General features: G+C 35.4%; 10 protein-coding genes. 9 read left to right on the plus strand and 1 reads right to left on the minus strand.

Annotated features, from left to right (window positions below; genetic code table 11):
* Window positions 1-12: 12 nt before the first annotated feature.
* From Q7C23_RS03295 to Q7C23_RS03335, 9 genes are all read left to right on the plus strand, one after another.
* Window positions 13-1,356: a sigma-54-dependent transcriptional regulator gene (locus Q7C23_RS03295; protein ID WP_375031174.1), complete on the plus strand. Its 1,344-nt coding sequence runs from the start codon at window positions 13-15 to the stop codon at window positions 1,354-1,356.
* Window positions 1,357-1,743: 387 nt separating this feature from the next.
* Window positions 1,744-2,025 (plus strand): hypothetical protein, encoded by a 282-nt coding sequence (locus Q7C23_RS03300; RefSeq protein WP_026985832.1) that lies wholly within the window; start codon window positions 1,744-1,746, stop codon window positions 2,023-2,025.
* Window positions 2,026-2,167: 142 nt separating this feature from the next.
* Window positions 2,168-2,245 (plus strand): K(+)-transporting ATPase subunit F, encoded by a 78-nt coding sequence (gene kdpF / locus Q7C23_RS03305; RefSeq protein WP_072975519.1) that lies wholly within the window; start codon window positions 2,168-2,170, stop codon window positions 2,243-2,245.
* A 129-nt stretch (window positions 2,246-2,374) separates the two neighbouring features.
* Window positions 2,375-4,096: a potassium-transporting ATPase subunit KdpA gene (kdpA, locus tag Q7C23_RS03310; RefSeq protein WP_375031175.1), complete on the plus strand. Its 1,722-nt coding sequence runs from the start codon at window positions 2,375-2,377 to the stop codon at window positions 4,094-4,096.
* A 205-nt stretch (window positions 4,097-4,301) separates the two neighbouring features.
* Window positions 4,302-6,335, plus strand: a complete 2,034-nt coding sequence (gene kdpB / locus Q7C23_RS03315; RefSeq protein ID WP_375031176.1) for a potassium-transporting ATPase subunit KdpB — start codon at window positions 4,302-4,304, stop codon at window positions 6,333-6,335.
* Window positions 6,336-6,429: 94 nt separating this feature from the next.
* On the plus strand, window positions 6,430-6,981 hold the full coding sequence (locus tag Q7C23_RS03320; RefSeq protein ID WP_375031177.1) for a K(+)-transporting ATPase subunit C: 552 nt from the start codon (window positions 6,430-6,432) through the stop codon (window positions 6,979-6,981).
* Window positions 6,982-7,474: 493 nt separating this feature from the next.
* Window positions 7,475-8,551: a porin gene (locus Q7C23_RS03325; RefSeq protein ID WP_375031178.1), complete on the plus strand. Its 1,077-nt coding sequence runs from the start codon at window positions 7,475-7,477 to the stop codon at window positions 8,549-8,551.
* Between the two features lie 150 nt (window positions 8,552-8,701).
* The gene (locus tag Q7C23_RS03330) at window positions 8,702-9,829 is read left to right on the plus strand and encodes a sensor protein KdpD (RefSeq protein ID WP_375031179.1); all 1,128 of its coding nucleotides are present in this window, start codon (window positions 8,702-8,704) and stop codon (window positions 9,827-9,829) included.
* Between the two features lie 202 nt (window positions 9,830-10,031).
* On the plus strand, window positions 10,032-11,750 hold the full coding sequence (locus Q7C23_RS03335) for an ATP-binding protein (RefSeq protein ID WP_375031180.1): 1,719 nt from the start codon (window positions 10,032-10,034) through the stop codon (window positions 11,748-11,750).
* Window positions 11,751-11,834: 84 nt separating this feature from the next.
* Here Q7C23_RS03335 and Q7C23_RS03340 read toward each other — a convergent pair whose 3' ends face one another.
* Window positions 11,835-12,086 (minus strand): hypothetical protein, encoded by a 252-nt coding sequence (locus Q7C23_RS03340; protein ID WP_375031181.1) that lies wholly within the window; start codon window positions 12,084-12,086, stop codon window positions 11,835-11,837.
* Window positions 12,087-12,176 lie beyond the last annotated feature (90 nt).

The following is a 12,176-nucleotide window of genomic DNA, read 5'->3' on the forward strand; positions in this document are numbered from 1 at the left end:
CCTTTTCCTCAAATGACACACAAAATTTTAATTATAGACGACGAAGAAAAACTTAGAAGTCTGCTGGCACGTATTATAAAATCAGAAGGATTTGAAGTTTTTGAAGCTAAAGATTTAAAATCAGGTTTTAAGAAACTGGAGCAAACTGAAATTGATGTCGTTCTATGTGATGTAAAATTACCTGATGGAAATGGTGTTGATTTTCTTCAGAATATAAAAAACAGTTTCCCTTTAGTAGAAGTTATTTTGTTGACCGCTTTTGGGAATATTCCAGACGGCGTTCAGGCCATGAAAAATGGTGCTTTCGATTATATCGTAAAAGGCGATGATAATGATAAAATTATTCCGCTTCTTTATAAAGCTGTAGAAAAAGTACAGTTACAGAAAAAAGTGCAACAACTCGAGAAACGAATTGGCGATAAATATTCTTTTAATACCATTATTGGAAAATCTAAAGGAATCGAACAAGTTATTGATTTAGCACAAAAAGTTGCCAAAACCGATTCGACTGTTTTATTAACTGGAGAAACCGGAACCGGAAAAGAGGTTTTTGCACAAGCGATACACGAAAATAGTAATCGCGTTGGAAAATCTTTTGTGGCACTAAACTGCAGTACTTTCAGTAAAGAAATTCTTGAAAGTGAACTTTTTGGTCATAAACAAGGTGCTTTTACTGGTGCATTAAAAGATAAAAAAGGTTTTATTGAAGAAGCAAACGGTGGAACCTTATTTCTGGATGAAATTGGCGAAATGCCAATTGATCTTCAAGCCAAATTGTTACGTGTTTTAGAAACCAGCGAATATATTCCGGTTGGTGATACCACTCCAAAAAAATCAAATTTCCGATTAATTGCGGCAACAAACCGTGATTTAAAAACAGAAAGTGATGAACACCGTTTTCGTTCGGACTTATATTTTCGATTGAATATTTTCGAAATCAAATTGCCTTCTTTGCGAGAAAGAATCAAAGATATTTCAGTATTGGCCCATTATTTTGTCAAGCAGTTTTCTGAAAAAACAAACAAAAAAACTTTAAATATTGCCGATGATTTTCTTCAGAAATTAGAAAGTTATTCCTGGCCGGGAAATATTCGGGAACTTAAAAACATTATTGAAAGATCTGTTATTTTGAGTAATGGCGATACTTTAACCTCAGATGTCTTGCCTTACGAAATGCAGCATCAGCCTGAGAAAGCAACAAAATCGATGTCAGCTTTTTCTATGCAAAGTATTGAAAAATTGCACATTCAGAAGGTTTTAAATTATACAAAAGGCAATAAGGCTGAAACAGCACGTTTGCTTGAGATTGGAATTGCGACGTTGTATAGAAAATTGGAGGAGTACGGAATTCAATAATAAATTTAAAATTCCAATCAGGATAAATTCCAAATTCCAATTTAAAGCTCCAGCGGAGCAAAATGCTTATAGCAAATATAATTGGTTTTGATTAAAGCTCCAGTGGAGCGACATTCTAGCGTTTGTTTCAATCTAAAACATGCCACCCCGATGGGGCTTTATTATCAAACGTTGTAATTTTCTATAAATATGACGTCCCGCTGGGACTTAAATTTTAAAATTAAATATCCTATCATTTCAATAAAAGCTTATCAAAATGATAGGCTTTTTTTATGCCTTTTTTTTGGCATAAAACTACATTCCTTTTATTGACAGCACTTTAGCTATACCTCAACTTTTTCGGAACATATTTTGGCATAAGGAGGAAGAACATAAAAATTCATTCTCATGAAAAATCAAGTAACCTCAATCTACAAACAAGCTGAACGCTTTGCTGAGATAACCAAAAAATCTATTATTTCCGGAAATATCGTACGTGCAAAAAAATGTCTGGCACTTGCTGAACGCCTATTTATTAGCGGAAGCATTGAAACTAAAAATGCTATTTCTAATGTGTATGTTTTCTCCGTTTCTTCTTTTATGGAAGTACGTCACTGCAACATTTCACATCTTTTTCCTCAAACGCTAAAAGCGGAATATATCAAACAGGTTAATGCTTCAGGCGTATAAAAAGTTTAATCGGATGTCAATCTAAAATCTGAACTCTAAAATCTAAAATAACATTATGATCACTTTTCTTTTACTCGCATTGGCCGTTGTGCTTTTTGCAATTTGTTTTAAATCAGTTGAATTTTTTGAAAAAATCTAAATCATGACTGCACTATTTATTATTTCGATTGCCGTTTTTGGCTATTTGGTTTATGTATTAATCAAACCTGAAAAGTTCTAAAAAATGAAAAAGTCACAGTCAGGAAAAAAGCTACTACTATATGTTTTTGTGGCTTGGACATTAGTTTTTATAACACTTATTGCGTTTTTATAAAAGCCCAAATTTTATTTAATTTCTAACAAACAAAATATGAACACAGAGTTATTTGGTGTCATTAGCATTTTTATCATTTCGATAGTCTTAGCTATTCCGATAGGAAAATATATTGCTAAAGTTTATTTGGGAGATAAAACCCTTTTTGACCCGATTTTCAATCCAATTGAAAAATTTATTTTTAAAATCAGCGGAATCAATTCCACTGAAGAAATGAACTGGAAACAGCATTTAAAAGCACTTTTGAGTGTGAATATGATTTGGTTCTTTCTTTGCTTTTTTATTTTACTGTTTCAGGGATCGCTATTTTTAAATCCAGACAACAATCCGTCAATGACACCGGATTTAGCCTTTAATACTGCAATTTCATTCCTAGTAAACTGTAATCTACAGCATTATTCAGGCGAAACTGGACTTTCTTATTTATCGCAAATGGTTTTGATGTTCCTGCAATTTGTTTCTGCTGGTGTCGGAATGGCGGCTGCAGCAATGATTTTTACAGCAATGAAAGAAAGAACCACAGAAAAACTGGGGAATTTCTATAATTATTTCATCAAAAGTTGTACTCGTATTTTGTTACCACTTTCAGCTATTGCAGCAGTTGCCCTATTATTTAGCGGAACTCCTATGACGTTTGAAGGCAAAGATACCATTACAACTTTACAGGGTGATTCAGTGCAAGTTTCACGCGGTCCTGCTGCAGCTTTTATTGGTATTAAACATATTGGTACAAATGGTGGTGGATTTTTTGGAGCCAATTCGGCACATCCATTAGAAAACCCAACTTATTTTACGAATGCAGTTGAGCTTTGGGCACAATTAATTATTCCGTTTGCCATGATTTTTGCTTTAGGTTTTTATCTAAAGAAAAGAAAACTATCCTACGTGATCTTCGGAGTAATGACAATTGGTTTTTTACTCCTTGTCATCCCAACTGTTGTCAGTGAGCTTAACGGAAATCCAGCCATAGAAAAAATGGGAATTGCTCAGGCAACCGGAGCGATGGAAGGAAAAGAAGTTCGGTTTGGCCCAGCTATTTCAGGATTCTGGAGTATTGCTACAACCGTAATCTCTACAGGTTCGGTAAATAGTATGCACGATAGTTCAATGCCTATTTCAGGAGCGATGCAATTGCTTGCTATGATGGTTAATGCCTTTTACGGAGGTTGTGGTGTTGGGATCCTGAACTTTTATATTTTCATTATTTTGGCAGTATTTATTTCCGGATTAATGGTGGGTCGAACTCCTGAATTTTTAGGAAAGAAAATCGAAGCGCGCGAAGTTAAAATTGCTGCTTTTATTGCGATTCTTCATCCATTATTGATTTTAGCAGGAACAGCCTTAGCTTCTTATTTTACTGCACATGATACTGCAATGGGTTATTGGTTTAGTGGCAACGCAACAGGCTGGCTAAACAATCCAGGCAATCACGGATTCTCCGAAATGTTATATGAATATACTTCAAGCGCCGCTAATAACGGTTCTGGTTTTGAAGGTTTGGGAGATAATAATCCTTTTTGGAATATCACTACAGGAATTGTGTTGTTATTAAGCCGTTTCATTCCTATTATTGGGCCATTGGCAATTGCAGGATTATTGGCTAACAAAAAATATATTCCGGAAAGTGCAGGAACTTTAAAAACTGATACTTCAATTTTCGGAATAATGGTTTTCGCCGTAATTGCAATTATCGCTGCTTTATCATTCTTTCCAGCTTTGGCACTTGGTCCTTTAGCAGAGTATTTTACTCTAAAATAAAAATGCAGGATATTTTAAATACATAAAAATAAACGTAAAATATTTCAAACATAGCCCGTGGTTTCAACCACGGGAAACGAATTTCGAGGAGTAAAGATTGTGATATACGTTGCGTTCCAGTGGTTGAAACCACGGGCTATGTTTACAATTTATGAATTTATTTCGCATAACATTTTACAAATAACATTTAACTTTTTACAAGAAAATGACAACTAATAAATCCGCATCATTGTTTGAAAGCAAACAGGTAAAAGAAGCCTTAGTGCAATCTTTTGTCAAGCTGAATCCAAAATTGATGATCAAAAATCCGGTAATGTTTACCGTAGAGATAGGAACTGCTATTATGTTTGCTGTTTGTGTTTCCATAGTAATGGGAGCTACAGATCAGGGCAGTTTCATTTATAATGTAATTGTGTTTTTAATATTACTGGCAACGCTTTTGTTTGCCAATTTTGCCGAAGCTATTGCCGAAGCCAGAGGAAAAGCACAAGCCGATAGTTTAAGAAAAACACGTGAAGAAACTCCGGCAAGACAAATTTTACCAAATGGAGAAATCAAAAATATCAGTTCATCAGAATTAAAAAAAGGAGATATTTTCGTTTGTGAATCTGGCGATTTAATTGCCACCGATGGTGAAATTATAGAAGGATTGGCAACCATTGACGAAAGCGCGATTACCGGAGAAAGTGCTCCTGTAATTCGGGAAGCTGGTGGTGATAAATCATCTGTAACCGGAGGAACAAAAGTATTGTCTGATAAAATTAAAGTAATCGTAACTTCTGAACCTGGCGAAAGCTTTTTAGATAAGATGATTGCTTTAGTTGAAGGTGCAAGCCGTCAGAAAACACCAAACGAAATTGCTTTAACTATTTTGTTAGCCGCATTTACCTTAATCTTCGTGATTGTGTGCGTTACGCTAAAACCGTTTGCCGACTATGCAAATGCACCCATCACGATTGCGGCTTTTATTGCTCTTTTTGTTTGTTTGATTCCAACAACAATTGGGGGGTTACTTTCTGCTATTGGTATTGCCGGAATGGACAGAGCATTGCGTGCCAACGTAATTACAAAATCTGGAAAAGCGGTAGAAACTGCAGGAGATATTGACGTATTACTTTTAGATAAAACTGGAACTATCACTATCGGAAACAGAAAAGCGACCAGTTTTTATCCTACAAAAGGCGTTTCAGAAGAAGATTTTATAAAATCTGCTGTGTTAAGTTCACTAGCAGATGACACTCCGGAAGGGAAAAGTATTGTGGAACTGGCAGGAGCCGAAACTGCCAATAAATTATCAATTGAAGGTGCTACTTTAATAAAATTTACCGCAGAAACCAGAACTTCCGGAGTTGTTTTAAAAGACGGAACCAATATTCGAAAAGGTGCTCAGGATGCTGCAAAAAGCATTGCTACCCAATCAGGAAATAGTTTTCCGGAAGATACTGCTCAAAAAGTAATCGACATTTCTTCAAACGGAGGAACGCCATTAGTGGTTATTAAAAACAATCAGGTTCAAGGTGTTATTGAGTTGCAGGATATCATTAAAACTGGAATGAAGGAACGTTTTGACCGATTGAGAAAAATGGGTGTAAAAACGGTAATGGTTACCGGAGATAATCCGCTTACGGCTAAGTTTATTGCCGAAGCTGCCGGAGTTGATGATTTTATTGCCGAAGCGAAACCAGAGGATAAAATGAATTACATCAAAAACGAGCAAAATCTGGGTAAATTGGTTGCCATGATGGGAGACGGAACGAATGATGCTCCTGCCCTTGCACAAGCCAATGTTGGTGTTGCAATGAACAGTGGTACTCAGGCTGCTAAAGAAGCCGGAAACATGGTAGATCTTGATAATGACCCAACGAAACTAATCGAGATTATCGAAATTGGAAAACAGCTTTTAATGACTCGTGGAACTTTAACTACTTTTTCTATTGCAAATGACGTTGCGAAATATTTTGCTATTGTTCCTGCTCTTTTTATTACTGCGATTCCTGCGCTTCAAGGTTTGAATATTATGCATTTGCATAGTCCGGAAAGTGCCATTTTATCAGCGGTAATTTTTAACGCGATTATCATTCCGATCTTGATTCCATTAGCATTGAGAGGTGTTGATTATAAACCAATTGGTGCGAGTGCCATCTTAAAAAGAAATCTTTTGATCTACGGTTTAGGCGGATTGATTATTCCATTTATCGGGATTAAATTGATTGATTTACTTGTTGCTTTATTTATGTAAATAAAAGTTGCTAAGGTTCTAAGGGACTAAGGTGCTAAGTTTTTTTCTTAGTCCCTCAGAACCTTAGTCCCTTAGAACCTCTAAAAAGAAAAAAATGAAAAATATATTCTCATTATTAAAATTGACGCTGCTTATTGTTATTCTGTTCGCAGTTATTTATCCTCTTGCAATTTATGGAATTGCACAAATGGCTCCAAATCAAGGAAAAGGAGAAACTATTTCGGTTAACGGAAAAGTAGTTGGTTATCAAAAAATTGGTCAGAAATTCGATAAGTCGAATTATTTCTGGGGAAGACCTTCGGCTGTTGATTACAACGCTGCAGGAAGTGCAGGAAGCAATAAAGGACCAAGCAATGCTGATTATTTAGCTTTGGTTCAAAAAAGAATTGATACGTTTTTAATCGTTCATCCTTATTTGAAAAAATCTGAGATTCCATCCGACATGGTTACAGCTTCCGGAAGTGGATTGGATCCGAATATTTCTCCTGAAGGTGCTTTGATTCAGGTGAAACGTGTTGCTAAAGAACGAAAATTAGCTGAAGCTAAAGTGAAAGCTTTGGTGGAATCTAAAATTAACACAGCTGTTGTTGGTCCTGAAACGGTTAATGTTTTGGAATTGAATGTGGCGCTTGATGCGCTTCGCTAAAACAAGGTTCTGAGGTTCTGAGTAGCTAAGGTTCTAAGATTTTTTCTTAACGCTTTTTATGTCATTCCAAGGAACAAGGAATCCCCACAAGTAGCTCGGCACAGATTGGAGAGTTTCTTTGATGAGTTTCTTACGGGGGATTCCTCGTCCCTCGAAATGACAAACCGGAACGGAAAACTGAAACCTAAATAATACCTAACAGGTTTTGAAAACCTGTTAGGACAACAAAACCTTCTTGTACCCTGAGTGCCCTAGCCCTGATGGGAGGGAAAATCCTTTTGTGCCGGGGTTCGGCACAAAAGATTGGAAGGACAGCAGGACACGAGCGCTAGCGACTGACGAAGTAAACAGCTCCTTAAAAACCTACTAATAAAAATTAATACGCCTTTTTTACCCCAAAAATCTACTAAATAAATAACTTATGAGGATGAGATTAGCTTACGCTCAGTTCGCTGGCGCTCGAGTGCTTCGTTCCTCGCAATGACAAACAAAAATGAAAAAAATAATACTTACTGCTTTAATCGCATTCGGTTTTAGCAATTTACATGCACAAGAAGAATCAAAAAGTCCGTTGACATTTTCAGGTTACGTAGAAGCATATTACAGTTATGATTTTGGAAAACCGGATAACCATACACGCCCGGGATTCTTTTATAATTATAATCGAAGTAATGAAGTGAACCTGAATTTAGGTATGGCAAAAGTGAATTATACGAAAGATAATATCCGTGGGAATTTTGCTTTGATGGCTGGAACTTATGCACAATACAATATGTCGGCTGAACAGGATTTATTGAAAAATGTATATGAAGCAAATGTTGGTGTAAAGATTTCGCAAAGCCATAATTTGTGGATTGATGCGGGAATTATGCCAGCGCATATTGGTTTTGAAAGTGCGATTGGAAAAGATTGTCCAACTTTGACCCGAAGCATTTTGGCTGAGAATTCTCCTTATTATGAAGCGGGAGTGAAAATTGGCTACACTTCTGAATCTGGAAAATGGTATTTGGCCGGAATGTATTTGAATGGCTGGCAACGTATTCAGAAAGTAGACGGAAATCATACGCCTGCTTTTGGAACGCAAATTACGTATAAACCAACAGACAAAGTGGTTTTGAACTGGAGTACATATGTTGGAAATGAACAACCCGATATCGATAAAAAGTGGCGTTATTTCAACAACTTTTACGGACAATTTAAAGTGACAGACAAAACAAACATTACGGCTGGTTTTGATGTTGGTTCGCAACAATCGGCTAAAAACAGTAATAAATATGATACCTGGTTTTCGCCTGTTTTGATTCTGCAATACAAACCGACAGATAAAATTCAGTTAGCTGCCCGTGGCGAATATTACAGTGATGAAAAAGGTGTAATTATCGCAACTGAAACTCCAAATGGTCTTAAAACTTACGGATTTTCAGCTAACTTTGATTACTTAGTAACTGATAATGTAATGTTTAGAATTGAAGCCAGAAATCTTTCGAGTAAAGATGAAATATTTACAAAAGATAATCTTCCAACGGATACGAATGCTTGTGTAACAACATCTTTGGCGATTAGTTTTTAAACATTAAAATTATTTTTTTACCATTAAGATATTAGGAAAGTTAAGCTTTGTCTTAATGAGCTATTTGAGAAATTAAGCTTGGCCTTTATTAACTTAATATCTTAATGGTTAAAAAAACTTTGCGACTTAGTGCCTTCGTGGCAAAACCATATGGAACAGAAAAAAGAAAATAACGCACAGCACTTTCTTGATTTAATTCAGAAATCACGGAAAGGAAAGTTTAAAATCTACATTGGGATGAGTGCCGGTGTGGGCAAAACTTTTCGTATGTTGCAGGAAGCGCATTCGTTGTTGAAAAACGGAATCGATGTAAAAATTGGTTACATCGAAACGCATATGCGGAAGGAAACGCATGAACTTTTAGCTGGTTTGCCTGTGATTCCGCGGCGAACCATATTTTATAAAGGGAAACAGCTGGAAGAGCTGGATGTACAGGCGATTATCAACCTCAGACCTGAAGTTGTAATTGTTGATGAATTGGCGCACACGAATGTTGAAGGAAGCAAAAATGAAAAACGCTGGCAAGATGTTTTAGAAATTTTAGATGCGGGAATTAATGTAATTTCGGCAGTGAATATTCAGCATATTGAGAGTTTAAATGAAGATGTAAAACGGATTACTAATATTGATGTTCAGGAACGAATTCCGGATAATGTTTTACGTCTTGCTGACGAAGTGGTAAATATAGATTTGACATCGGAAGATTTGATTGCGCGTTTGAAAGAAGGAAAAATTTATACGCCAGATAAAATTCAGACCGCTTTGACTAACTTTTTTAAATCGGATCAAATTTTACAATTGCGTGAATTGGCTCTGAAAGAAGTGGCAAGCCAGGTGGTTCGAAAAGTCGAAAATGAAGTACCTCAACTGCATGCTTTACGCCATGAGAAACTTTTGGCCTGCATTAGCAGTAACGATAAAACGGCTAAAATTGTGATTAGAAAAGCGGCGCGATTGGCGAGTTATTATAATGGAAGCTGGTATGTTTTGTATGTAGAAACACCAAAAGAAAGCAGTACCAAAATTGCATTAGACAAACAAAGACATTTAATTAATAACTTTAAACTGGCCGTACAATTAGGTGCAGAAGTTATCAAATTAGAGCACAAAAATATTGCTGATGCGATTTTAATAGCGGTAGAAGAAAAACAAATTACAACTGTCTGCATTGGAAAACCGCATTTGAATTTATTTAAAGTAATTTTGTCTACAACGATTTTCAGGCGTTTATTAAATCGCCTGTCTTTATCTAATGTTGACCTTGTTATTTTATCATAAAAAAAATATTTAAACCATATAAGTTATATAAGTTCATTTTAGTTAGGGACGTTGAATTTAACCGCAAAGCTCATTTAAGTTTTTGCTTGTAGCAAGGACACAAAGCTTTCTTATATTTTTCTTTGCCTTAATGTTGCGCATCGTTATATTTTCTTATATCAGTTATATGGTGAAAAAAAATTAAATGTTTTAAACAAACATCATGAGAATTAAAACCAAATTGAATCTGGGCGTTGGATTGTTATTTTTAATGATCATTATACTTTCGTTAGTGAGTGGCTATTCTGTTTTTTTGATAAAAGCAGACACGGAGAATATTCTGAAAGCGAATTATAACACGCTGGAATATTCGCGAAATATGATTTTGTCTTTGGATGAAATTAAAAAAACTCCCGATAGTAAAATTCATGTTTTCAAGGAATATCTTGAAAAACAGACTCAAAATGTTACCGAACCCGGTGAAAAAGAAGCAACGGCTAAACTTGAAAATGATTTTTCGCTTTTAGAAAAAAACAGTTCCGATGAAACCATAAAAGCGCAAATCAGACAGGATATTTTTGCCATTATGAAACTCAATCTGGACGCTATAAAACAGAAAAGTGACATTGCCAAACATACCGCGGAAAATGCCAATTTATGGATTGCCATTGTGGGAAGTTTATGCTTTTTGATCGCTTTTAACTTATTGGTTAATTTACCAAATAACATTGCCAATCCGATTAAAGAATTAACACAGAGTATCAGGGAAATTGCCAATAAAAACTATTCGGAGCGGGTGCATTTTACCAGCCACAGCGAATATGGCGATTTGGCAAAATCATTCAATACGATGGCGCAAAAACTTCAGGAATACAATGACAGTAATTTATATAAATTATTCTTTGAGAAAAAGCGACTCGAAACGCTTATCAATAATATGAACGATCCTATTATTGGTTTGGATAATGAAGGTATTGTTTTATTTATGAATGATGAAGCACTGAAGATTATCGGAATGAAATTAGAAGATGTTATCGGAAAATCGGCTTTTACTCTGGCCTTGTCAAATGATTTAATTCGGTCTTTGATCGTAAAAGAAGAAAATGATTCTCCTAAAAAACAACCGCTTAAAATTTACGCACACGGAAAGGAAAGTTATTTCGAGAAAGAAATTCTCAATATTACAATAATCCCAACAGGCGAAGAAAAAGAAATCAATATTGGTGATGTGATTATTCTGCGAAATATTACACTTTTTAAAGAACTTGATTTTGCTAAAACCAATTTTATTGCGACTGTTTCGCATGAATTAAAAACGCCAATTGCGTCTATTAAACTAAGTCTTCAATTGCTTGAAAATACTAAAACAGGCGACATGAACGACGATCAAAAACAATTGGTCGAAAGTATCAAAGATGACAGTCAGCGATTATTAAAAATTACAGGGGAATTGCTGAATTTATCACAATTGGAAACCGGAAATATTCAGCTGAATATCGAAAAAAGCAATCCACACGAAATTGTAAATTATGCTGTAGAAGCTGTAAAAGTTCAGGCCGATCAAAAGCAAATTAAATTGGTTATTAATGCCGATGAAAATCTGGAAGACGTAAAAGCCGACAGCGAAAAAACAGGCTGGGTTTTGATTAATTATTTGTCGAATGCAATCCGATATTCGTCTGAAAAAAGTACCATTACCATCCAATTAAAAAAAGAAAATAATCAGATCGTATTTCAGGTTATCGACACCGGAAAAGGAATTGATGCTCGTTACAAAGACAAAGTTTTTGATAAATATTTCCAGGTTCCGGGCAGTCAAAAATCCGGAACAGGATTAGGTTTGGCGATCAGCAAGGAATTTATTGAAGCTCAAAACGGAAGCGTTGGCGTAGAAAGTAATTTAGGATTAGGAAGTACATTTTGGTTTACGCTGAAGGTTTAGACCTTAAAATTAAAGCTCCAGCGGAGCATAATATTTATAGCCAATACATTCCTATTTGTCTTATTTGTCTTATTTATCTTTCTATTATTCCCGATTTTCATTCGCAAAAACAATAATCAGTCCTGCAAGTAAAACATGCAGAATTAAAATTACGCCCCAAGTTCTTGTTTTATTACTTGTTTTATCAATCCATAAACCATACAGAGGAAATTGAAGAATTGCAACTATTAAATTAAAAAAAGATAAATCTGTCTCCCAAATACAAGAAAAAGTTGCAAATGGAAACAGAGCGAAAATTGGTTGATAAAATCCATGCCCACCACCTGCAATAATCATGGAAAACAATAAAAAAAGCGGTGTTAAGACTAGAAATCTTTTTGTCCATTTATACCTTTCAGAACTCATAAAAATCTTGTTGATTTAAAG

Origin of the sequence: Flavobacterium sp. LAR06 (assembly GCF_041946075.1) — a bacterium.
Lineage (GTDB): Bacteria > Bacteroidota > Bacteroidia > Flavobacteriales > Flavobacteriaceae > Flavobacterium.

Bases quoted from the DNA above. Each gene is read 5' to 3' on its own strand.
- Q7C23_RS03295 (WP_375031174.1), top strand. From the start codon at position 13: ATGACACACAAAATTTTAATTATAGACGACGAAGAAAAACTTAGAAGT.
- Q7C23_RS03300 (WP_026985832.1), top strand. From the start codon at position 1,744: ATGAAAAATCAAGTAACCTCAATCTACAAACAAGCTGAACGCTTTGCT.
- kdpF (WP_072975519.1), top strand. From the start codon at position 2,168: ATGACTGCACTATTTATTATTTCGATTGCCGTTTTTGGCTATTTGGTT.
- kdpA (WP_375031175.1), top strand. From the start codon at position 2,375: ATGAACACAGAGTTATTTGGTGTCATTAGCATTTTTATCATTTCGATA.
- kdpB (WP_375031176.1), top strand. From the start codon at position 4,302: ATGACAACTAATAAATCCGCATCATTGTTTGAAAGCAAACAGGTAAAA.
- Q7C23_RS03320 (WP_375031177.1), top strand. From the start codon at position 6,430: ATGAAAAATATATTCTCATTATTAAAATTGACGCTGCTTATTGTTATT.
- Q7C23_RS03325 (WP_375031178.1), top strand. From the start codon at position 7,475: ATGAAAAAAATAATACTTACTGCTTTAATCGCATTCGGTTTTAGCAAT.
- Q7C23_RS03330 (WP_375031179.1), top strand. From the start codon at position 8,702: ATGGAACAGAAAAAAGAAAATAACGCACAGCACTTTCTTGATTTAATT.
- Q7C23_RS03335 (WP_375031180.1), top strand. From the start codon at position 10,032: ATGAGAATTAAAACCAAATTGAATCTGGGCGTTGGATTGTTATTTTTA.
- Q7C23_RS03340 (WP_375031181.1), bottom strand. From the start codon at position 12,086: ATGATTATTGCAGGTGGTGGGCATGGATTTTATCAACCAATTTTCGCT.